This window comes from Acinetobacter rongchengensis (assembly GCF_003611475.1).
GTDB classification, from domain to species: Bacteria; Pseudomonadota; Gammaproteobacteria; order Pseudomonadales; family Moraxellaceae; genus Acinetobacter; species Acinetobacter rongchengensis.
Genome location: NZ_RAXT01000015.1, coordinates 1 through 22,747, shown reverse-complemented (window position 1 = coordinate 22,747; position 22,747 = coordinate 1). Strand labels below are relative to the sequence as shown.

At 37.8% G+C, this 22,747-nt stretch carries 25 protein-coding genes; 14 read left to right on the top strand and 11 right to left on the bottom strand.

What is annotated here, in order from left to right; translation table 11 throughout:
* Positions 1–59 precede the first annotated feature (59 nt).
* From atpA to D7V20_RS09220, 4 genes are all read left to right on the top strand, one after another.
* Positions 60–1,604: a F0F1 ATP synthase subunit alpha gene (gene atpA, locus D7V20_RS09235; RefSeq protein WP_120384005.1), complete on the top strand. Its 1,545-nt coding sequence runs from the start codon at positions 60–62 to the stop codon at positions 1,602–1,604.
* 85 nt (positions 1,605–1,689) lie between these two features.
* Positions 1,690–2,559: a F0F1 ATP synthase subunit gamma gene (gene atpG, locus D7V20_RS09230; protein ID WP_120384004.1), complete on the top strand. Its 870-nt coding sequence runs from the start codon at positions 1,690–1,692 to the stop codon at positions 2,557–2,559.
* Positions 2,560–2,585: 26 nt separating this feature from the next.
* Positions 2,586–3,980, top strand: a complete 1,395-nt coding sequence (gene atpD / locus D7V20_RS09225; RefSeq protein ID WP_120384003.1) for a F0F1 ATP synthase subunit beta — start codon at positions 2,586–2,588, stop codon at positions 3,978–3,980.
* 27 nt (positions 3,981–4,007) lie between these two features.
* Positions 4,008–4,427, top strand: a complete 420-nt coding sequence (locus D7V20_RS09220; RefSeq protein ID WP_120384002.1) for a F0F1 ATP synthase subunit epsilon — start codon at positions 4,008–4,010, stop codon at positions 4,425–4,427.
* A 45-nt stretch (positions 4,428–4,472) separates the two neighbouring features.
* Here D7V20_RS09220 and D7V20_RS09215 read toward each other — a convergent pair whose 3' ends face one another.
* Together D7V20_RS09215 and D7V20_RS09210 are read right to left on the bottom strand one after the other, a co-directional pair.
* Entirely contained in the window at positions 4,473–5,549 is a 1,077-nt protein-coding gene (locus D7V20_RS09215) for a hypothetical protein (protein WP_120384001.1), read from the bottom strand.
* Complete coding sequence (locus D7V20_RS09210) at positions 5,546–5,941, bottom strand: hypothetical protein (protein ID WP_120384000.1); 396 nt, start codon at positions 5,939–5,941, stop codon at positions 5,546–5,548. Before D7V20_RS09210 ends, D7V20_RS09215 begins: the two co-directional genes overlap by 4 nt.
* 120 nt (positions 5,942–6,061) lie before the next feature.
* Between D7V20_RS09210 and D7V20_RS09205 the strand changes: the two genes are divergently transcribed.
* Complete coding sequence (locus tag D7V20_RS09205; RefSeq protein WP_120383999.1) at positions 6,062–6,358, top strand: hypothetical protein; 297 nt, start codon at positions 6,062–6,064, stop codon at positions 6,356–6,358.
* A gap of 10 nt (positions 6,359–6,368) precedes the next feature.
* Here the strand turns inward: D7V20_RS09205 and D7V20_RS09200 are convergent, their stop codons facing one another.
* On the bottom strand, positions 6,369–6,812 hold the full coding sequence (locus tag D7V20_RS09200; RefSeq protein ID WP_120383998.1) for an ATP-binding protein: 444 nt from the start codon (positions 6,810–6,812) through the stop codon (positions 6,369–6,371).
* 102 nt (positions 6,813–6,914) lie between these two features.
* Here D7V20_RS09200 and D7V20_RS09195 point away from each other — a divergent pair, with 102 nt between their 5' ends.
* The gene (locus D7V20_RS09195; RefSeq protein WP_120383997.1) at positions 6,915–7,376 is read left to right on the top strand and encodes a hypothetical protein; all 462 of its coding nucleotides are present in this window, start codon (positions 6,915–6,917) and stop codon (positions 7,374–7,376) included.
* Between the two features lie 32 nt (positions 7,377–7,408).
* On the opposite strand, the gene D7V20_RS09190 is transcribed toward D7V20_RS09195, so the two are convergent.
* From D7V20_RS09190 to D7V20_RS09175, 4 genes are all read right to left on the bottom strand, one after another.
* Positions 7,409–8,005 (bottom strand): hypothetical protein, encoded by a 597-nt coding sequence (locus tag D7V20_RS09190; RefSeq protein ID WP_120383996.1) that lies wholly within the window; start codon positions 8,003–8,005, stop codon positions 7,409–7,411.
* A gap of 169 nt (positions 8,006–8,174) precedes the next feature.
* Positions 8,175–8,720, bottom strand: a complete 546-nt coding sequence (locus D7V20_RS09185; RefSeq protein WP_120383995.1) for a glutathione peroxidase — start codon at positions 8,718–8,720, stop codon at positions 8,175–8,177.
* A 162-nt stretch (positions 8,721–8,882) separates the two neighbouring features.
* On the bottom strand, positions 8,883–9,407 hold the full coding sequence (locus D7V20_RS09180) for a hypothetical protein (protein WP_120383994.1): 525 nt from the start codon (positions 9,405–9,407) through the stop codon (positions 8,883–8,885).
* Positions 9,408–9,590: 183 nt separating this feature from the next.
* Positions 9,591–10,364, bottom strand: coding sequence for an AraC family transcriptional regulator (locus tag D7V20_RS09175; RefSeq protein WP_120383993.1), 774 nt, complete (start codon positions 10,362–10,364; stop codon positions 9,591–9,593).
* Positions 10,365–10,641: 277 nt separating this feature from the next.
* Here D7V20_RS09175 and D7V20_RS09170 point away from each other — a divergent pair, with 277 nt between their 5' ends.
* The gene (locus tag D7V20_RS09170; protein WP_120383992.1) at positions 10,642–11,526 is read left to right on the top strand and encodes a DMT family transporter; all 885 of its coding nucleotides are present in this window, start codon (positions 10,642–10,644) and stop codon (positions 11,524–11,526) included.
* Between the two features lie 435 nt (positions 11,527–11,961).
* On the opposite strand, the gene D7V20_RS09165 is transcribed toward D7V20_RS09170, so the two are convergent.
* Genes D7V20_RS09165 through D7V20_RS09155 form a run of 3 tightly spaced genes read right to left on the bottom strand, consistent with a single transcriptional unit; the run spans position 11,962 to position 14,891 of the window.
* Entirely contained in the window at positions 11,962–12,531 is a 570-nt protein-coding gene (locus D7V20_RS09165) for an L-threonylcarbamoyladenylate synthase (RefSeq protein WP_120383991.1), read from the bottom strand.
* Between the two features lie 46 nt (positions 12,532–12,577).
* Positions 12,578–13,705: a DNA-processing protein DprA gene (gene dprA / locus D7V20_RS09160; RefSeq protein ID WP_120383990.1), complete on the bottom strand. Its 1,128-nt coding sequence runs from the start codon at positions 13,703–13,705 to the stop codon at positions 12,578–12,580.
* Positions 13,706–13,730: 25 nt separating this feature from the next.
* Positions 13,731–14,891 carry a LysM peptidoglycan-binding domain-containing protein gene (locus D7V20_RS09155; protein WP_120383989.1) on the bottom strand — a complete coding sequence of 387 codons (1,161 nt, stop codon included), beginning with the start codon at positions 14,889–14,891 and terminating at the stop codon, positions 13,731–13,733.
* Positions 14,892–15,014: 123 nt separating this feature from the next.
* Here D7V20_RS09155 and def point away from each other — a divergent pair, with 123 nt between their 5' ends.
* From def to D7V20_RS09135, 4 genes are all read left to right on the top strand, one after another.
* Positions 15,015–15,545, top strand: a complete 531-nt coding sequence (gene def, locus D7V20_RS09150) for a peptide deformylase (protein ID WP_120383988.1) — start codon at positions 15,015–15,017, stop codon at positions 15,543–15,545.
* Positions 15,546–15,644: 99 nt separating this feature from the next.
* Positions 15,645–16,097 carry a DUF2946 family protein gene (locus D7V20_RS09145; protein ID WP_171407794.1) on the top strand — a complete coding sequence of 151 codons (453 nt, stop codon included), beginning with the start codon at positions 15,645–15,647 and terminating at the stop codon, positions 16,095–16,097.
* 89 nt (positions 16,098–16,186) lie between these two features.
* Positions 16,187–18,253: a TonB-dependent copper receptor gene (locus tag D7V20_RS09140; RefSeq protein WP_120383987.1), complete on the top strand. Its 2,067-nt coding sequence runs from the start codon at positions 16,187–16,189 to the stop codon at positions 18,251–18,253.
* A 67-nt stretch (positions 18,254–18,320) separates the two neighbouring features.
* Complete coding sequence (locus D7V20_RS09135) at positions 18,321–18,587, top strand: DUF4199 domain-containing protein (protein WP_089606171.1); 267 nt, start codon at positions 18,321–18,323, stop codon at positions 18,585–18,587.
* Between the two features lie 136 nt (positions 18,588–18,723).
* On the opposite strand, the gene D7V20_RS09130 is transcribed toward D7V20_RS09135, so the two are convergent.
* A complete protein-coding gene (locus tag D7V20_RS09130; RefSeq protein ID WP_120383986.1) occupies positions 18,724–19,923 on the bottom strand; it encodes an oxygenase MpaB family protein in 1,200 nt (399 codons plus the stop codon).
* Positions 19,924–20,007: 84 nt separating this feature from the next.
* Here D7V20_RS09130 and D7V20_RS09125 point away from each other — a divergent pair, with 84 nt between their 5' ends.
* The 3 genes from D7V20_RS09125 (at position 20,008) to D7V20_RS09115 (ending at position 22,665) form a co-directional block, all read left to right on the top strand.
* Positions 20,008–20,616 (top strand): TetR/AcrR family transcriptional regulator, encoded by a 609-nt coding sequence (locus D7V20_RS09125; RefSeq protein ID WP_120383985.1) that lies wholly within the window; start codon positions 20,008–20,010, stop codon positions 20,614–20,616.
* A 127-nt stretch (positions 20,617–20,743) separates the two neighbouring features.
* A complete protein-coding gene (locus D7V20_RS09120) occupies positions 20,744–21,388 on the top strand; it encodes an ATP-binding cassette domain-containing protein (RefSeq protein ID WP_120383984.1) in 645 nt (214 codons plus the stop codon).
* 11 nt (positions 21,389–21,399) lie between these two features.
* Positions 21,400–22,665 (top strand): hypothetical protein, encoded by a 1,266-nt coding sequence (locus D7V20_RS09115; protein ID WP_147395794.1) that lies wholly within the window; start codon positions 21,400–21,402, stop codon positions 22,663–22,665.
* The last annotated feature ends 82 nt before the right edge of the window (positions 22,666–22,747 follow it).

Here is a 22,747-nt window from a genome sequence, read left to right as displayed (position 1 = left end):
TTTCTAAAAATTACAGCGTAAATGAAGACTGAACTTAAAAAAGATTGAGGTATAGCGCAATGCAACAACTGAATCCATCCGAGATCAGTGCGCTCATTAAACAGCGTATCGGCGATCTGGACACCAGCGCGACCGCTAAGAACGAAGGGACCATTGTTATGGTTTCCGACGGTATTGTGCGTATTCACGGCCTTGCTGATGCAATGTACGGTGAAATGATCGAATTCGACGGCGGCTTATACGGTATGGCACTGAACCTAGAACAGGATTCAGTGGGCGTCGTTGTTTTAGGTAACTACTTAAGCCTTCAAGAAGGCCAAAAAGCGCGTTGCACAGGTCGTGTATTAGAAGTTCCGGTTGGTCCAGAACTTTTAGGCCGTGTAGTCGATGCTTTGGGTAATCCAATTGATGGTAAAGGCCCAATTGATGCAAAATTAACTGATGCTGTTGAAAAAGTAGCACCAGGCGTAATTTGGCGTCAATCAGTGGATCAACCTGTACAAACTGGTTATAAATCAGTAGATACAATGATCCCTGTAGGTCGTGGTCAGCGTGAGTTGATCATTGGTGACCGTCAAACTGGTAAAACAGCAATGGCGATCGACGCGATCATCGCTCAGAAAAATTCTGGCATTAAATGTGTATACGTAGCAATTGGTCAAAAACAATCGACTATCGCTAACGTAGTACGCAAGCTAGAAGAAACTGGTGCTATGGCGTATACCACTGTTGTAGCAGCAGCTGCAGCCGATCCAGCAGCAATGTTGTATTTGGCTCCATATTCTGGCTGTACAATGGGCGAATACTTCCGTGACCGTGGTGAAGATGCGTTAATCATTTATGATGACTTATCTAAACAAGCGGTAGCGTATCGTCAAATTTCATTGCTTTTACGTCGTCCACCAGGTCGTGAAGCGTATCCAGGTGACGTATTCTATCTTCATTCACGTCTACTTGAGCGTGCTTCTCGCGTATCTGCTGATTATGTTGAGCAATTCACTAAAGGTGAAGTTAAAGGCCAAACAGGTTCATTAACTGCATTACCTATTATTGAAACTCAAGCAGGTGACGTATCTGCATTCGTACCAACCAACGTAATTTCGATTACAGATGGTCAGATCTTCCTTGAAACTTCATTGTTCAACGCAGGTATCCGTCCAGCTGTAAACGCAGGTATTTCTGTATCGCGTGTTGGTGGTTCTGCTCAGACCAAGATCATCAAAAAATTGTCTGGTGGTATCCGTACTGCTTTGGCGCAATACCGTGAATTGGCAGCATTTGCTCAGTTCGCTTCTGATCTTGATGAAGCGACTCGTAAGCAACTTGAACATGGTCAACGTGTAACTGAATTAATGAAGCAAAAACAATATGCTCCTTATTCAATTGCTGACCAAGCTGTTTCAGTTTATGCATCTAACGAAGGCTACATGGCTGACGTTGAAGTGAAGAAAATCGTAGACTTTGATGCTGCGTTAATTGCTTACTTCCGTTCAGAACATGCTGCGTTAATGCAAAATATCGATGAAACTGGTGATTATAACAAAGACATCGAAGCTGCAATTAAAGCAGGTATTGAAAGCTTTAAAGCGACTCAAACTTACTAATTTCAATTTATGTTGTTAGTTATGGTTTGGTTCACGGATCAACCTTCGGAAGCTCGAAAGGGCTTTCGAATACTAGGTTAAGCGTATGGCAAATTTAAAAGAAATTCGCGCCAAAGTAGCTAGTATCAAGAGCACGCAGAAAATTACTCGCGCGATGCAAATGGTAGCAGCTTCTAAGATGCGTCGTGCGCAAGAGCGCATGGCTCAGGGCCGTCCGTATGCCGAAAATATGCACCGTGTAATTGCTCATTTGGTTCAAGCGAATCCTGAATATAAACATCGTTATATGGTTGAACGCCCTGTAAAACGCGTTGGCTATATCATTGTTTCTTCAGATCGTGGCCTTGCTGGTGGTTTGAACATTAACTTGTTCAAAAAAGTGGTAAAACACGTACAGCAGCAACAAGAGCAGTCAATTGAAGTTCAATTTGCTTTGATTGGTCAAAAAGCGGTTTCGTTTTTTAAAAACTACGGCGGTAAAGTACTTGGCGCAACTACGCAAGTAGGTGATGCACCAAGTCTTGAACAGTTAACTGGTTCTGTACAGGTGATGTTAGATGCGTTTGATAAAGGCGAGTTAGATCGTATTTATCTTGTATCAAACGGCTTTGTCAATGCTATGACTCAAAACCAAAAAATCGAACAACTTGTTCCTTTAGCTGCGGCTGAAACGAACGAGGGTCTAAACCGTCAGTACGGTTGGGATTATCTCTATGAACCTGAAGCTGAAGAGCTTCTAAATGGTTTGTTGGTTCGTTACATCGAGTCTATGGTTTATCAAGGCGTGATTGAAAACATCGCATGTGAGCAATCTGCTCGTATGGTTGCAATGAAAGCTGCAACTGACAACGCAGGTGATCTCATCAAGAGCCTACAACTCATTTATAACAAGCTGCGTCAAGCCGCGATTACTCAGGAAATTTCTGAGATCGTTGGTGGTGCCGCTGCCGTTTAACATTATTTTGAATTGAGGAGACAGCAATGAGTAGCGGTCGTATCATTCAGATCATCGGCGCGGTTATCGACGTCGAGTTTGAACGCAACAGCGTTCCTAAGATCTATGACGCTCTCCAAGTTGACGGTACTGAAACTACTTTAGAAGTTCAGCAACAACTTGGTGATGGCGTAGTTCGTACTATTGCAATGGGTTCTACTGAAGGCCTTAAGCGTGGTTTGAACGTAACCAATACTAACGCACCGATCTCTGTACCTGTAGGTACAGCGACACTTGGTCGTATCATGGACGTTCTTGGTCGCCCAATCGACGAAGCTGGTCCTGTTGCAACTGAAGCGCGTTTACCGATTCACCGTCAAGCACCTTCTTATGCTGAACAAGCTGCTTCTACTGACCTTTTAGAAACTGGTATTAAAGTCATTGACTTACTTTGCCCGTTTGCAAAAGGTGGTAAAGTTGGTTTATTCGGTGGTGCGGGTGTTGGTAAAACCGTAAACATGATGGAATTGATCAACAACATCGCTAAAGCGCACTCAGGTTTATCTGTGTTTGCTGGTGTTGGTGAGCGTACTCGTGAAGGTAATGACTTCTATCACGAGATGAAAGATTCTAACGTTCTAGACAAAGTAGCAATGGTCTACGGTCAGATGAATGAGCCACCAGGTAACCGTTTACGCGTAGCGTTAACTGGTTTGACGATGGCTGAGTATTTCCGTGACGAGAAAGACGAAAACGGTAAAGGCCGTGACGTTTTATTGTTCGTAGATAACATCTACCGTTATACACTAGCGGGTACTGAAGTATCAGCACTTCTAGGTCGTATGCCATCTGCAGTAGGTTACCAACCGACGCTTGCAGAAGAGATGGGTGTTCTTCAAGAACGTATTACTTCGACTAAGTCTGGTTCGATTACATCTATCCAAGCGGTATATGTACCTGCCGATGACTTAACAGATCCATCGCCTGCTACAACATTTGCGCACTTAGATGCAACTGTTGTATTGAGCCGTGATATCGCATCTTCTGGTATTTATCCAGCGATCGATCCACTTGACTCTACTTCACGTCAGTTAGATCCTTTGGTTGTTGGTCAAGAGCATTATGAAATTGCGCGTGCGGTTCAAAACGTACTGCAACGTTATAAAGAGCTTAAAGACATCATTGCAATCTTGGGTATGGACGAGCTTGCAGAAGAAGATAAGTTGATTGTTTACCGTGCGCGTAAAATCCAACGTTTCTTCTCTCAACCGTTCCACGTAGCTGAAGTATTTACTGGTGCGCCTGGTAAACTTGTACCACTTAAAGAAACAATTCGTGGCTTTAAAGGTCTTTTAGCTGGTGAATACGATCACATCCCAGAACAAGCGTTCTATATGGTTGGTGGTATTGATGAAGTGATCGCTAAAGCCGAGAAGCTTTAATTAGCAACTCTAATTTAGGAGATTCACATGTCGACTATGCAATGTGATGTTGTAAGTGTTAAAGAGTCTTTGTACTCAGGCACTGTGACAATGCTTATCGCAAAAGGTGCTGGCGGTGAATTGGGTATCATGCCTGGTCACGCTCCGTTAGTCACTTTGCTCAAACCGGGCGCAATTCGCGTTCTGCTTGAAAACGGTACAGAAGAGTTAATCTATGTATCTGGTGGTGTTCTAGAAGTTCAACCACATGTTGTTACGGTTCTTGCAGATACTGCAGTCCGTGCAGAAAACTTGGATGAAGCTGCAATTATTGAAGCACGTAAAAATGCTGAACAATTGCTTGCAAATCAGAAGAGTGATGTGGATACGGCTGCTGCGTTGGCATCTCTGTCAGAGATTTCAGCTCAGTTGGATACTATCCGTAAAATGAAGAACCGTGCTCAATAAGACATGGTTTAACATTGAAGAGACCACCCGAAAGGGTGGTTTTTTTTATTCAAATATCTGAATCGTAAGATAATCATCCTCTATTATATGTAGATGATTTTGATAATTCGTACTTTTAGGATAAGTTCGCCAATTTGTTACATTATTGGACAAGATATTTATGCTTGAATTTTGAAGATATAAATTTTCTATATCCTCGAAGACTAAGCCAAAATGAGTTTTTGCACTATCAATAATATTTCCAATCGCTTTTTGACTAGTATCTACTTCACTGACTTTATTGATATTATTATGATGATACTCATATAAATTTAAGTCTTCACCGAACAAATATATTTTGTCTTCAAACACCCAAGAATTTATGTATTTTTGAGTTGAGTTAGGAATTTCATATTCAGTAGGTTCTTCATCTTTAAGTGTTTTAAAATATTTATTTTTTTCTATAGTATCAGTTAATAGTTTTAGATGATCCTGATTTATTGTCTCAAATTTTAATAATTCTTGTTTTAGTTGATTCTTTAGAATGGCAATACCTGTATTTTGATCCCACTCACAACCGATCCATTCTTTTGCACTTAACTGTTTTTCCTTGATTAATTCATAACTATCAGCTTTTGTTCTTGTGAAAAGTTCAAATGCTCCTTCGTAACCACAACTTATAATTAATCTGTCCAGCGTACCAACAGCTAATTCAAAAACCTTCTCATCCCACATTTTTTTTACATTTTGAGAGAATTCAAATTTAACTTTTCGGTTTTCTATAGATCTATTGCCAACTACTGATTTAATACCATCAGCTGATGAAATAATAAATTTATTCTTATAAATGTCTAAATCAGTTGGCCATGAATCTAGCTCTAAGGTATCAATAATTAAACTATTTAGAGAATTATGATAGATAATGTATTCATTGTCTAACTGAGATATGTTTTGAGTGTTATTTTTCGAAAAGCAATTATGTAATAAATTCCAGTTCACGGTCGGGCAGTTCGTGTAGTTTAATATTTCATTCCATGCGTACGAAGTTAAGCGAAGCTGAGTATCTATAAGGAAAAGTGATCCAGAATATATAAATGAATCTATAAAATCACCTTCAATCTTTATTTTTTTTGTTATTGTCATTTTAGCTTTCCTTGAACCCATTTTGCGTAAAAGCGTTTATCGATAAAGCCATGATTAATCCATGCATTGATAATATTTTGAGGGGGATGGTCATATTTGGATTTTGCTGAAACAGGATAACCATGCCATGTACCATTGGTATCGCTTGTATATTTAGCAATATACAAGATGTCAGTTGCATTTCCTTTATTAGGCCTTTCAGTGCCTATAGGTGTTAAAACTGGAATATGCTTCGGAATGGACCAAATTACATCTTGAGATGAGTTACACCATCCATTAGCTATTCCTGTTGAAAAAATTAAGAGTTCTTCAATTTCTTTAGGAATCCATTGACTTTTATTTTTGTTGCCATTGCGATGTTGAGGGTTAACTTGATAACAATTAAAATTCATATACATATTTAGAATATAATATATTGAAGTGTAACAAATTTTTTTGTATTTAAAAATAGGATAGAATTACTATCGAAAGGATTTAGTTCCAATTTGAATATGTAATGACGGATACATAGAATGCACCTCATCGAACAACAACCCCATTTTTGGGAACTCTACCAAAATCAAGATCACTACTACCTGAGTATTGCTGTAGATATGAGTTCAGTCGTATCCTGTTGGGATATAGGCTTAACTGAAGTAGAAATTCAGAATTATCAAAATAATGGACGTATTGCAATCGAAGAACTCGCAAACTCTATTGTGACTGAAACCTATTGTGGGGATTTTTCCAACTTAGAGGCAAGGAAAGTTTCTGAGCAAATTCAGCAAGAGCTTCAAGCTGCATATAAAATTTGGCGTACTCAGCAATAATAAAAGACGTTTAGTCAGATATTACATGAATTGAAAAACCATTATTTTCGACCAGTTTTACGGTAAAAAGCGTATCAAAACCTTCTGTAATATTAGGGATTTCCAATCTATAAAAAGTTGCTTTAACTCCCTTTTCGGGAATATTGGCTTTACCTTCACGTTGTGAATTGCGCTGTAAAGTGCTGTTTAAATCTGTTTCAAAATAATAAGAAATCACTTCAAATCCATACGCTTTTGCACGTTGGATATATCGAGCGCGGTCAGATCTAGTCATGTTGGTATTATCAATCACGATTTTTGTTTTAGAAGCTAACGCTGCTTCAAAAATAATATTTTCACGATGGCGTGTTTTTAACATATCGAGGTTAATGCGTAAATGAGTGTGATAAAAGTACTGTTGGTAAAATGTCGATTTCCCTGAAGCTTGAACACCTGTGAAAATAATGAGTTGCATAGTGACTACAAAAAATGATCATTTCTGCATTAAAACACGTCATCGGCTTTGCTACAATTTATTCATTGTCATAAAAATGAATACATTTAAAAGAACAGTAAAATGAAGAATTACTTTAAAACATTATTTTTATTGCCTATTTTTATCTGTATGGTTGCTTGTCAACCAAATCAGTTTGTGACTACACCCAATGCGCCGACTGAAGCAAGTTTGGTTGCAGATTCTGTGGAAAATGGCTTGGAAACACAACTGAATATTGATTATATCGCTGCATTCAAAAACTTGAAAATGGCTTATAGCAGATGTGTGGCATTTACTGGTGAGCACGATTTTGTATTTACTGACAGTAAATTAGAAACAGATTTGGAAATGGGGACTTTATTTGCACGTACAGAAGGTGGTGCGTACTTGTCTAAAACATTGGTTGAATCAGTCGGAAAGGATAAAACCCGTTTAACTTTGTTTTTACCATCCAATTATAAATTTGCGAAAACACGTCTAAAACAGGATATTAAACGTGCTCTTGGACAAGATTCACAATGCAATATTGCTCAGCCAATATAAACATTAGCATCAATATTTGGCTAAAGCTTAGACTAACTTTGTGACGATTTATCATTCTCAGAAGTCGGAATCATCATCCCTGCAAGCTTTAACATATCTGTTTGAATATGATCCATCTGTTGTTGAATTTTATTAAAATCAACTTTGGAAATATCCAAGTTACCATTTAACAGTGATGAATTTAAAACTTGTTTATTGGCGTGAAGGACCTGCTGACGAATACCATCAATTTCCTGACTCTTTAAATCTAGTGAAATCAAAGCTGTATTAAAAGCTTGTAGTTCACGTGTTAAAGTCTGAACTGTATTTTGCAATTCGGTTTGGTCTTTGGTTTCGATCGCTTGCTGTAAATCGGATTGAGCTTGTTGAAGCTTTTCAACATAGTTACCCGTTTTAAGCTGAACATTGGCAACATCCCGTGCGATATAGAACATATTGCCTTGTTTTAGATCTTCAACGTTTTTTTGCTCAGATTCACTCGAGTGATTAGACTCCGAATGAGTTGTTTCGGATTGCGAAGTATGCTGCTCTTGTGGTGACGGTGACGTAGCTTGATCACATCCTAACAGTAGAATGCCGGAAGTAAAAATAACAAAAGGTAAAACAGCACCTTGCAAAAGCTTTTTCATCATTATCCAAAATTAAATTGATTTGGTATTTCGCTAATATAGAGTGAAAAAGTGGAGAGATTGAGGATTGTTGCAAAGCATATACAGTTTGTAACGGTAAGCGACTTATACCGCAGGATGAAACAAAAAGAGTGCCATGAATAGCACTCTTTTTGAGAGTTGGAGGGGATTATTTATTGAGTTCGGCTTCAATTGCAGAGGTGATGCGTGGGTCATCAGCCGTGATATCTGGTGCAAAACGTGCGACAACTTCACCATTTTTATTGATTAGGAATTTCTCAAAGTTCCAAAGTACTTCTGGTTTTGGATTTGGAGTTAAACCATAGTCGACGAGGTCTTTCCACCAAGGGCCTTCACCTATACGCTCTGGAATCGCATGAATTAAAGTCTCATAAAGTGGATGCTTATCATCACCAGCAACTGAAATCTTTGCAAAAAGTGGGAAGTCCACATTATACGTCAAAGCGCAAAATTGCTGAATTTCATCATTTGTACCTGGTTCTTGAGCAAGGAAGTTATTTGCAGGGAAACCGAGAATTTCTAAACCTTGATCCTTTTTGTCTTGATATAGTTTTTCAAGCCCTTCGTATTGTGGTGTTAAGCCACATTTTGAAGCGACATTGACAATCAGTAGAACCTTGCCTTGATATTGGTTTAAAGTGCTGCTTTCACCTTTGATGGTATTTACAGGAATATCGTAAACTGTATTGCTCATGTTACTGTCCTAATACTTTAAATGATGGATTTAATGTGAATGTTTTAATAGTTATGTTTTAACGATAATCCTGAAAAACAGCAAGTTGCATTTGTATATCTCAAGTAATTAAAAAGCAGATCATGTGATCTGCTTTACAATTGTGACGAAGATCGAATTAAATTACGGTGCAGTATTGGCTTTTGCTTGGAGCGCTTGCATTTCATCCATTAAACTTTTTTGAAGTTCTATTCCTCTGGTTTGAATTTGTTTAACTTTTTCAGGATTTGGTGGGCTTGCTAAGCCTGCTTCAGACATTTCTATCCCTAAATTGTTCGACTCTTTAATTTTATCACGTACAGAAACAACCTCTGTACTTTTTAAAGCCAACCCATCTAGTTCTTTATTAAAACCCGTGACATACGTTTTCATTTTATTTACAACGCCTTCGAGTGCAGCTTTATCGCCTTTCTGAGCAGCTTGCATGACTTCACTTTGAAAATCTAAAGCTTCTTTGGCTTTATTTGTAGACAGTGTTTGAATCTGAGCTAAATCACTTTTAATGTCTGTTGCATTATCCGTACTAAGTGTTACGGCAGCTACCGCAGGTTTACTGTCCGTAGCAGAAGATGCATCAGCAGGTTTTTTGTCACAAGCAGTTAAAGCAAAAGCAGAAACACACAATGTAGCGATGAATATTTTCTTCATTATTTATACCTTTAATTTTATAAGTTCAGATACTTTGGATTTTTATTCCAAGTTCAAAACAACAAGATGTTGAATATTAAGCACCTGATAGAAAATGCCGATATTTCATATGGTTTTCTATAGTAGTTTTGTACATAAGTGCGTTGCAGATGATATTTTTCATCGAAATTATAAAGAGATAGTTTAAGTGTTACGGACTTGAGCAGGGGGTTGCCCTGTGTAACGTTTAAAAAATTCAATAAAACTTGAACTGTGTTGATAGCCCAATTCTAAGCCAATTTTTTTAACGGAATAACCACGTTGCAGCAAGGAGATTGCATAAATAATTTTAGCTCGATTACGCCATTCAGATAACGGGAGTTTTAATTGTTCCTGACAAAGTCTGAGTGCATGTCTTTCAGTAATTTGGAAGGTATTTAAGACTTCATGCAGGCTTTTTGCAAAAAATATTGGATTGGATAGGTCTTGCAGAATGGGCTTTAAAATCGGATGTTCACTTTGAGGTAAATAATGTTCATAACAGCTACTGTTTTGGATTTGATCTAGAAGCAATTGCAGCAGGTGTTGATAATACGTATGTGATGGAATATTTTGTTTTTGTTGATCTAAAATTTCTTCAATCGTTTGACGAAAGAAGGCGCGGATATTTAAAGTCTTCGTGGTTTGGGGGAGTGATTGACATAAATCAGGATGGATACGGATACAAATATAATGTGTGCGTTGATCATCCAAAGCCGTACAACAATGTTCAGTCTGTGGTGGAATCCATAAGCCATAACTTGGTGGCGAAAGATAAGTTTGATCTGCAACTTTTAATTCTAAAGTGCCATTTAAACTCAAATTAAAATCACCCCATAAGTTTGAATGCGGGGTAACCACATCATCTTTTTTATAGAAAAACTCTTCTACAGAAATCATCGTGTCGAATTGCAGATTGTGATTGAGTTTAAATGGCATATTTGAGTGATCAACTTAGATTGATTTCTGCATTGTACATGTTGTTAAAATACTTTTTTGCGTCAAGATTGTTGAAAGTGTGCTAACAATGAAGTCGTTGCTAAAATAATAAATTCAATGAAGATGATTCAGCATAATGTTTGCTTTCACGTATAGCGTGTCTGAATTACCCTATAGATGTCTGAAATACAATATTTAAATTTATTCCGACTTAATTGATAATATTTCTCATATTCTTCATCAAATCGTTAAAACTATGTATACCGATTCCAAGCCCATGTGGTGGGCAGTATGTTTACCTATTCTCGCTGTATTGATCTGGTCTTTGAATATCGCAGTGACACGTTATGTGACTGACTATATTTCGCCCGTGAGTATTAGTTTTTACCGTTGGATGGTTGCATTCATTATCTTAACACCATTGATGTTGCCAAAAGTTTGGAAACAACGTCAGCTTATTCAACAACATTTAGGACAATTTGCTGTATTGAGTGCCTTTGGAATGGTGTTATATCAAGGCTTAGCCTATACCGCAGCACACTATACTAGTGCAACCAATATGGGAATTATCAACGCCTTTATACCTGTATTCACGATTTTTGTTTCAATGCTGATTTTGAAGGAAATTCCAAATCGTTTTGCGGTAATCGGCAGTTTCATTTCCTTCTTTGGCTTGTTATATGTGATTGGGCAGGGGAATTTCTCGAATTTGGCTCAACTCGGAGGGCACTGGGGCGATCTATTGATGGTCTTAGCTGTATTCTTCTATGCTTTCTATGGTGTATTCCTTAAAAAATGGCAATTGAAAGTCCCTTTACTGATCAGTTTATATGTGCAAGTTGGGTTTACACTGATTTATCATTTGCCATTTGTATTCTATTTAGGGATCGACCCGATTAATCAAGACAATGTTGCAAGTGTGTTATATGCGGGAGTATTTCCATCACTGGTTGCGCCCTTGTTATGGATGGTCGCTGTGCAATATTTAGGACCTAATCGCACCAGTATTTTTATGAATTTAATGCCTATCTTTACTGCAATTATCGCTTACTTCTGGTTACATGAAGCATGGACGGTTTTTCATACAATTGGAGGTGTCGTTATCTTAATTGGTATTGCGATGGCGCAAAAAAAGTCAAATAGTGTCAAAAATGGTACATAAATCGAATAAAATCCAGCTGTTGTAGCGTGAAAAATGAACAAACAAAATGTTATTTTATGACTTTGATAAAATTAATTTATATCTAATGCAGTGAAAATTTATGAATTATTTAATTAAAAGCTTAAATAATAAAATAAATTGAATAACTTAATTTTATTGTTTGATATGAAGTGATTTTGTTATAGGTTTTAAGTCTTAATTGTATGTAAATATTGCATTTGTATTGAAACAGTATTTGTAGCATAATATTTCTATTGGGATTGATTAAGTCATTTTTAATCTTAAATCCATACAGTTTCTTAATACCCTCTGGATGTGGTTATACCCATCCTTTTTTATGCTCAGCCAACCCTATATATGGCTGAGTTTTTTTTTGCTTTTTTACGTGTTTTTTTATAAGAAAAATGTATATTTTGTTCAAAATAATATCGTCATTTAAGCGCGTATTATTTGTCCAGTAGATGCATCTATAATCCGACTAGGTTCACGACTTAAGCCTAAATCGCCGTTTAGATAGTTCAATTCAGCTCCAAAATATTGGCTGGCATCTTGTAATGATCTTGCAGGTTCTAAACCTGCGGGGTTTGCACTGGTGGATACGATGAAGCCATTAAAAGCATTGCATAATGCTGTACATAAAGGGTGATTGGTGACACGAATCGCGACTTGCGTATGATTACCTTTAATCCAGTGTGGGATACGCTCATCAGCATTCACCAACCATGTCGTTGCACGATCAGTTCTGGAGCGTTGTGTCCAAGAATCAATGACTTGTTTACGAATATGAGGTTCTAGGTCAGTAAGTAAATGCTCGACTTGCGATACTTGACCTGCCAATAAGATGACACCTTTTTCAATCGAACGTTGCTTAAGTTTTAAAATTTCTAAAAAAGCATGTTCATTCAATGGGTCACATCCTAGACCCCATACCGCCTCTGTAGGATAAGCCAATACTTTACCTTGTTGAAGAACCTGAGCAGCTTCAGCGACTGAGGTTGTAATCATCTAAATTCACCATGTTCATTTATACAAGAGGAGGCTATTGTGAACCTTAATGACTCACTCGGCAACGTAAGTAAAGCCCCGATTGCTGGATACATAAGCCTAAAAGTTCCAACTCCATAAGGTAACTGGTTAATTCTGCTGTATTTAATTCTAATTTGATCGCAAGGGTATCCAAATCTTGTCCAACCCAATCTAAGTGTTGGTAAATGTTAAACAGGTGTGGTGGAATTTCTGGAATTTGTTTTTCATTTTCAGCATGTTGAGCGCAATGCCATTGCGTTGGTAGTGCAAGATCTTCAATGATCTGTTCAGGGTGGTCAACGAGGATTGCGCCTTCACGAATCAATTGATGGCAACCCTGATGATGTTCACTATAAATATGCCCTGGAATCGCAAAAATGACTTTACCTTGTTCAGCCGCCGTTTGAGCAGTGATTAAAGAACCACTACCTAACTGAGCTTCTGCAACTAAAATCCCTAAGCTTAAGCCACTGACGATACGATTACGATGTGGAAAGTTACGTGGGATTGGTTGTGTTTCAGGTAGGTATTCACTAATAACCGTACCTGAGTTTTGTAAAATCTGTTCTTGTAAATGTCTGTTTTGACTCGGGTAAACAAGGTCCAAACCTGACCCAACAACAGCAATGGTTCGATGGTTTTTTAAACCACCCATATGCGCAGCTTCATCAATACCTTGCGCCAAACCACTGGTAATGAAAAAACCTTTTTCACTTAAATAATAAGCAAAATCATAGGCAACTTGTTTGCCATGAGGACTAGGTTTACGACTACCCACAATTGCAATTTGAGGTTGGCTTAAATTTTGAAATGATCCTTTTCCAAAAATAATTGGAGGATGATTGCTATAAGGCAGTAGCTGTTGAGGATATTGTTGTTCAGTATCGAGCAGAATAAAATCACTATGTTGTTTGATTTTTTCTAGGCAGTGATGAAACTGAGCTTGTCCAGTTATTGTTGGAAATTCTTCAGCTCTTTGCAGATGATGTTTATGTATTTTAAGCTCAGGCCAACGTTTTAAATTTTCAGTTAAAACAGCATTGGAAATCGAGCCAAAATAGTTTTCCAGTTTACGAAAACTAGAAAATGAATGTTGAACCAAATACCAAAGTTTGATGGTATCAAGTTGATCATCAGGTATTTGATTCAACATTAGAAATTACAATGCGCGCATGGGTTTAGTTACCTGCGTCATCTGTCATAGCAGGTGGTTTGATTTCTGCACCTACTTTAATTGGTAAATTACTTTCCAAGACATAGGCATAGCTCAATTGGTCAAAGCTCTTAAAGATCATCAGCGTCCCAATTTTTTGGCTTGGTAATTTGATTGATTCTTTAGTTTTTGGATCACGAACTGTTTCACCTTGTTGGTAAACACTAAAGACTTGACCTGATTTTGCACCATGTAAACTACCACGATCAATCGTCACCACACTATGTTGCGCTGCTGTACCAATAGAGCCCTGAACTCGAACGACTTTGCCGCCTGCAGTGACTTCATTGGTTGTGGTTGGGTAGAACAGGCTTGGTAATTCAGCGTCATAACGTGGTAAGACATAATCGCCACGACGAACTTCTGCATTATAACTGTCCGTTAATTCAAGCGTAGTCACATCATTTTCACCTGCAACCGCAACGGCTGAAGCCACTTCAGTGAGCTCGATTCCAGCACTGAATTTTTTGCCATTGGCATCAAGAAATTCGTAAGGTTGACCTTCACGGTATACGCCATAATGCTGACCGACAACTAAACCATTACCACGAGCATACACAGTCTGACCTGCACCTGTAATCACACGATTATCCGCAGCGCCAATGGTATATGGAATGTTTTGTAAAGATTCAGGGCTGATCACAATACTGTGTTCTAACCATTGTTGGATATCTGAAAGTGGAATCACAGAGATTGCACTGCTTAAGGGTTCAACACGCACTTGTGGTCGTAGCGATGTACCGCCTTGATGACGACGGATAATACCTTCACAGCCATCACCTTCATCTACACCAATCAATGGGCGACCATCTAAAGTACACAGCAGTAGCTTGTCTCCAGGGTAAATCCAGTGTGGATTTTTAACGTGTTTATTGCTTGCCCAGATTTCAGGCCAACGCCAAGGTTTGCTTAAAAACTTCCCAGCGATTCCCCACAAAGTATCGCCACGTTTAACCACATAAACATTCGGGGCGCTAGCTTTGAGTGCAGGGGGATTAACATTCGGACTTGCATGTGTCATTTCCATGTAAGTGAATCCTGCACTTAAACATAGCGTTACAGCAAGTAATTGCTTCTTGAACCCCTTGGCATGAAAGTTCGTTATGCCAGTTAAAACCTTTTTCATTATCATAATTCCTAAAATTATGTATCTATATGCGTTATAATAAGCATATTACACACATTTTTTTAATGAAGCATATTCTTCATTTAGTTTTAAGATCAATGGCATAGCAAGAGAGGGTACAGTATGGCCTTATTAAATATTTTAAGTTTTCCTGATCCCCGTTTGCGCACCATTGCAAAACCTGTCGATACCGTGACGGATGAAATTCGTCAGTTGGCAGCAGACATGTTTGAAACCATGTATGAAGCGCCAGGTATTGGTCTGGCTGCTACACAGGTCGATCATCATATTCAGCTTATCGTCATGGATTTGTCTGAAAATAAAGATCAGCCTATGGTGTTCATTAACCCCAAAGTGACGCCACTTACGGAAGAAACGTTACCTTATGAAGAAGGCTGTTTATCCGTTCCTCAAATATACGATAAAGTTGAGCGTCCGTCACGTGTAAAAATCGAAGCAATTAACCTTGATGGTAATGCTTTTGAGTTAGAGGCGGATGAACTGCTTGCTGTTTGTATTCAGCATGAAATGGATCACCTCAATGGTAAGCTGTTTGTCGATTATTTATCCCCTTTAAAACGTCAAAGAGCACGTGAGAAAGTGGAAAAAGTGGTACGTTCACGTGAAAAGCAAAAAGTTGCCGTAAAGCGTTAATTATTTGAACTTTGCTTTTCAGTACAGTTTAAAATTCATTGTAAATACAAGCCCAATTTCGATTGGGCTTTGTTATACTCCACGCTGAAAAATGTTGAGATGAACGTTTTGTTGAGAATAGGCTTACTGCTGGGTTTTATAGCAGTATTTTTACAGATCGCTGTATTTTTACAGCCTTTGCTACCGAAGCAATATCAAATTGCACCGGTCTGTGAAACTATTTCTCAAGCTTTGGTGCAAAGCCAATTTTATGAAAAACATCAACAAAGCACCCATCACCAACATAGTACGCATCATCAGCATTCCATGTCGCATGATGCGCATCGTATTTCGACAGAATCTGCTTCGCATCATCATGATGCAAATCATCAATGCCAATATTGCACGGTCTATGGCAATTTAGTTTTACCACCTGAATTGGAGGTTAAAGCTGTTCTAGATCGGCTACACGTTCGCTTAATCGCATTCCAAGACGCGTTTTGGCATGTTTATTTTGCCTTACAACGACTCTTTCTGATTCCTCAAGGTCGAGCCCCACCACTTTTTGCATAAATCAAAACTTAATTTTCTAGGGTCTTCATTGACTCTAGCCCTTGTGCTGCTTTAACCGCAGCTCATATTTATGATTTAAGAGAAAGAAAATGGCTCAACCTCAATTCTTTTTACAGCCCTTATCGGCTGCGATTTGTCTCGCTTGTTATTCTTCAACCAGTATCGCTGCACAGCTAGATCATGACACTGCTCAATTAGCGCCAATTGTAGTCACTGCTCAGCTAAATAACGATGCCAATGGTTTAATTATTCATGCAGATCCGAAACAACCGATTCAACCTGTTCCTGCAACAGATGGTGCAGATTATTTACAAAGTATTCCTGGCTTTAGTTCAATCAAAAGCGGTGGAACCAATGGCGATGTGACTTTCCGTGGCATGTTTGGTTCACGCATTAAAATTTTATCGGATGGCACTGAAAACTTAGGCGCTTGTCCTGCACGTATGGATGCGCCAACCTCTTATATTCAGCCTGAAAGTTATGATCGTATTTCTGTAATCAAAGGCCCACAAACCGTTCAATATGCCAATACAGGTTCGGCGGCAACGGTTATTTTTGAACGACAAAAACCGCAATTATCGAAAGATAAAAACTATCTCGGACAAGCCAGTGTTTTAATCGGTTCGTTTGGTCGTCTCGATCATAATATTGAAGCGGCGGTGGGTGATGAGAAAAAATATATTCGTTTAAATGCCAATCGTTCTGAGTCAAACAGTTACCAAGATGGTGATGGTCATACGGTTCCTTCTGCTTGGGAGCGTTGGAATACCGATTTAGCTTTAGGCTGGACGCCTGATGACGATACATGGATTGAATTGACAGGTGGAAAAGCCGATGGTGAGGCTGAATATGCAGGTCGAGCGATGGATGGCTCACAGTTTGCTCGTGAAAGCTTAGGCTTAAGATTTGAAAAGAAAAATCTAACGGATGTGATTAAGAAAGTTGAAGGGCAGGTGAACTATAGCTATAACGATCATGTGATGGATAATTTCCGTTTGCGTACACCACCAATGACTCATGACATGATGACTCATCAAATGCTACCTAATCCATCAGAAATGCAGGTTACACGCCGTACGTTAAATTCACGTTTAGCCATGACCAGTGAATGGGACAAATTGAGCCTGATTACAGGAATTGACACGCAGCAAAATCACCATGCTGGCAGTATGAAATCCATGATGATGAATATGCCGTTAGCGACCAATATGAAGTTTCATTCATACGGTGCTTTTGGGGAATTCACGTATCAATTGAATGATGCCTATAAATTGGTCTCAGGTGCACGAATTGATCAAGTCAAAATTGATGCGCTCAAACTCAATGATGAGCGTAAAGAAACCTTGCCAAGTGCTTTTATCCGTGTGGAAAATCAGCATCCTGAACATCATGCCAAATCGTATATCGGTTTGGGTTATGTAGAGCGAGTACCTGATTATTGGGAGTTATTCAGTACAGCGCATGGCAATACAGGTATGTCAAAGCCAACATTTAACGACCTTGATACTGAAAAAACCTTGCAACTTGATATGGGCTATCAACATGAACGTGGTGCATTTAGCTCATGGGTTTCTGCCTATGCAGGTTTGGTGAATGACTTTATTTTATTGAGTTATCATCATCATCCGACTACTGGTATGGGTGGTCATAGCCATGGTTCTTCTTTTAGTGCAGGTGCTAAAAATGTAGACGCTGTAATTGCAGGTGCTGAAGCGGGTATAGGTTATCAATTTACCGATGCGATTCAAGCCGATCTCAGTACCATGTATGCATGGGGAGAAATGAAAGATAATCATGATCCACTTCCTCAGATTGCGCCTTTGGAAGGCCGTTTCAATTTAAGATATGTGCAAGATAAATATTCTTTAGGTTTATTATGGCGTGCAGTGGCAAAGCAGGATCGTATTAACCTGAATAAAGGTAATATTGTGGGTTATGACATTGCTGAAAGTAAAGGTTTTAGCACACTCGCATTGAATGCAACTTATAAAGTGATGAATGATGTAGATCTTGCTGTTGGTATCGACAATGTTCTTGATAAAACCTATACCGAACACTTAAATAAGCTGGGGGTTGGTGTAGATGGACAAGTCGGTACTGAACAATTTAACAATACGGGTCGCAATTATTGGGCTCGCATCAGTATGAAGTTTTAATATATTGAATAATCAGTAAAGCAATTTTAATCGTTTAAATGATAGATTTAATTTAAGAGGTAAAAGTATGAGTAATGAGCAAAATTCGAGTAATAAATTGTCGCCTGAAAAATCGTTTTGGGGATGGAAGTTACTGATCATTGCAATTATTTTAGGCTTTCTTTTTATGGTGGTTTTCTATTTGGCGATCACCAATGAGCCAGACTACATGCCGAGTCAGAAAAATAAACAGATGCAACATACCGAAGCGCAAATGCCTGCAATGCAACATGATGAGCATATGCAAATGCAACAAACAGCCTCAGAAGCAACGGCTTCACATCACCATCAATAATTTATTCGTGATGATGTGATTGAGTCACTGATTTTTTGATGTTTTATTGCATTGTTTTTTTGTCGTATCTAAACAAATAAGGAAGCTCAGGCTTCCTTATTTTTGATTTTTCAATCTGTTGTATCTGATAAGAAAATTAGTGCATGCTTGCCAGTTGTTGACTTTGTTCCTTATACAATTCGAGTCCTATCTTTTGCATTTCACGACCATTTTTAAGTAAAAAGTCATCGAGCACTTTAAAGCGTTTTGCACCTGTATAAAGTAAGGCATTTTTTGCAAATAAATAGTAAGCAAACCAAGAGGCAGATTGCGCCTTTAATCCAAGCTTTTTCATTTGCTTGCGACCAATAAAAAATTGGGTAATTTCCAAATGCTGTTTGTAGGCAAGTTTTTGTTGTAGTGGACGTAAATAGCGGTATGGGCGTTCAAAAGGCTCTTTAGATAAACTTGAACCAAGTGAGATACTACTTTCATCTGCATCAGGATGAGTGAAGCGTAGCCAATAAATCAGTTTCCAACTTTCAGACTCTTTGTCGATTAGCCATTTCTCATCGATCCCCATTAGCCATCCTGCATATTTCCAAAAATGCAGAAAACTATCAACTTCACGTTTATTGGGGAAAATACCTAGCGCACGTATTCCAATTAAAACCACAGCACTAAAGGCAATATTGGTCATGGCTTGATCATATTGGTTAATCGGTGTCCCCCAAGTTTCGGCATCCCATTTTTCAGATTTATTCAATTGAAAACGGACAAGAGCATGGATAAAGCGCACATAAATCGTCGAAGTAAAACCTGCATTGAAACGTTCAAAAGCATGGGGTTCCGTGATATCCATCCACCATTTACTGGTTTCAGCCAATCTTTTACTTGCTTGTTTGTTCAATGCACCTGTCAAAATCAGCGGTTGATTGAAGCCAGGGTAGAGATAGCCCGTCATGAGTGATAAATCACGTAAAATAAAGCTATTATTAACACCGAGTTTATAAGTGAACCGTAATGAATCATCGATTTTGTGTTGATCGTACCAACTTGGTTTTTGTTCTACTTGTTTAAAAAACTCTGTCAGTTTAGGGATTTGATGTGGTAATTTTTCGAGACCTTGATATAACGCCGTTTCAAAGTATTTACGATGTTCTCTAGGATTTTGCATCACCCAAGACATGACTTTATCCATAGCAATATCACCCGTTTGCAATGACTCATTTAAAGATAAGTATTCTGCATAGGTGGGTTGGATATGATCATGGGCTATATAACCTAAAATTTTGGCTTTCAGGTCAGATTTCAACATCTTTTCAAATGGTGCTAAGCGTTTTGGTCGAGTTTGCATTGTAGTTTTCCCCAACTTACGGTCTAATAAAACTCTAATATGAATATTTATTCGTATTCAATTCGCATTTAAAAAGGTCGAAGAATGAGAAAAAAACCACAACAACAACGTGCCAAAATCATCGTGGAAAATATTCTTGAAGCCGCACAGTTGTGTATTGCTGAACAAGGTTTATTGCAAGTGACTACGCCAAAAATTGCAGAAAAATCAGGGGTGAGTGTCGGTTCAATTTATCAATATTTCGAAAATAAAGATGAAATTATTCAAGAATTACTCAGTCGAAAAAGTGAAAAATTGGGTTTGGCATTAAAGCAAATTGCAATTACACAAGAAGGATTAGCAATAGAAGAAATCATCCCGCTTTGTATTCAATTCGGCTTTGATATGATGAAAGCAGATAGCGGTTTCTTCATGGAAATCCTAAAAAATTGGCACGGTTATAATAATTCTGAAGCGGCACAAATTTTAGAAAAACACTTTTATGAAGTGGGTTTGTATGTATTTAGTCGATTTTTCCAACATTGGAGTTTTGAAACGCTGAAGAACAAGTCTTTTGTGATTATTAATAGTACTTTATTTACCATGATGCGGTATGTCAGTAGCACAAATTTTCTTATTTCAGAACAACAGCTTAAAAAGGAACTGACATTGATGATTTTGGCTTATTTGGAACAAGATTTACATCAATGTTAAAAGAAATAATTATTCAGAAAAATAAGCACTAAGAAAAAGACAAATAGAAATGACGACACTTGCGCGTATATAGTTGGTGTTGTAGATTGTTAAAAATAAAATTTTTCAATTATTTAAGTATAAAAATATGAGTCATGGCAACAATACTGTATCTACTCGATTAGAGAATGTCTCTAAGGAATTTTCTGAAAAAACGATCTTTGATACATTGAATTTTACATGGCAAGGTTTTGGTATCTATAGTTTGATCGGTGAAAATGGTGCAGGTAAATCAACTTTATTGGGCATGATTGCAGGGTTGTTGGATTGTGATTTAGGAAAAATTTTTATCAATCAACAACAATGCCTTTTGAATAACCAAGAATATAAAAAATTAGTCACCTATGTACCTGATCATAGTCCTATTTATGATTTTATGCGGGGACAAGAGTTTTTGGATTTAATCTGTAGTATTAGAAAATTAAATCCTGATTGTTATCAGATATATATTGAAAAATTTAAATTAGATAATTTTTTGAATACTACTTTTGCCGAAATGTCTTTTGGTACAGCTAAAAAATTCCTTTTAGTTTCTGCATTAATGACAGAAGCACCTATTTTACTGCTGGATGAGCCAAACAATGGGTTAGATCAAGCAACATTACAGGCTTTTCAACAAATTCTGATACAACAAAGTAAAACCAAGCTGATTTTAATGTCTTGTCATGATCAGCACTTTAGAGACAGTGTAAATGCAAAAAGTATTAGGCTTGATGCGCTGAAAACAGGGTGAGCTTGAATCAAATGATTAAGGCAATCATGCCAGTTTCGGCAGAAAGAAAGCTTATAGGTCAACTTATACAGTACCGTTTGAAATTTTATATTCAGACAACTGCTGATGCAGTACAGCGACATAAGCATCTGATCTTGTTGGTGGGTTTACTCGCTGGGCCGATGATATTTGCTGTCTTACTTGCTTTAGCAAAACCACTGATCAGTATTTTACATGCTGAAAATATGTTGGAAAGTATCAAAATATGGAGCATTTTTCTGTTTATACATTTGTTATGGAGTAGTTTTCAACAAAAAGCATTAAATGGTGGTGAGGGATACCAATATATTGCAATGACACCATTAACATTACGTATCCGAATAAGTGTTGAATTAGGATTTTTGGCACCACTAAGTTTCGCTATTTTATTACCTTTTATCATTGCACTTGTCTATGTGTGGGCAACAGACACATTTTATCAGGCGATCATAGATAGTTTTTTGATTGTTTTATGGGGAATAGAACTATTACTGATCCAAATGTTGGTTTGTCAAAAAAATAAATATCTTATCGCTTTATGTCTTGCCTCATTTCTTGCGCCGTTGTCTTTAGTGCTGTTTAAAGTCGAAATATTATCAATCTTTATCTCTTTTATATTGGTCGCCGTGACTTATCGACAATGGGTGATCGCTAAAATCAGTAAACCGAGAAATATTCAACTTCCTCAAGTTTTACGAATTCAGGCTAAACATTCTGTAAATATTAATTGGCTCAGAGTCAGTTTACGAAAAATATTGAATAAACAAGTGATGAAGCAACACATACTATTCTTTATTTTTGCCTTTAGTGCCAGTGTTGTACTGGCGTGGTTTGCGCAACAAAAAGATACGTGGATTTTACTTTATATCGCATTAAGTCCGCTTAGGCTCATGAATCTTATGAGTGCTTTTTATATCACAGCTATTTTACTATACATCGTAACCATTAAAACCATGCTTGCTAGTACTTATACAACAACAGCGAGATTTTGGCTCAGTCAGGGTATTTCAAATCGGCAAGCGCTGATTTCAGAAACTGTGGTTTTATGGGGAATCGCAGTTATTGCCGCATTGCCTACATTGATTTGGATCATACTTTCAAATGGAATGGTAAAAAGTTTGTTTATGATTGGACTGATGATGTTCGCTGTAGCACTCATTCAACATATTTTCAGACAACCAGAGCGAGTTCACGGTACTGTTACATTGGTTTTAACCACAATATGGTTTGTTATAAGCTATTTGTTGCTTTCTTTTTAAGCAAAAAAGCGATTTTTATAATAAAAAAAGTCAATTTGGAATAATAAACAACCAAACGCATGGAAAATTAAAAAATAAATTG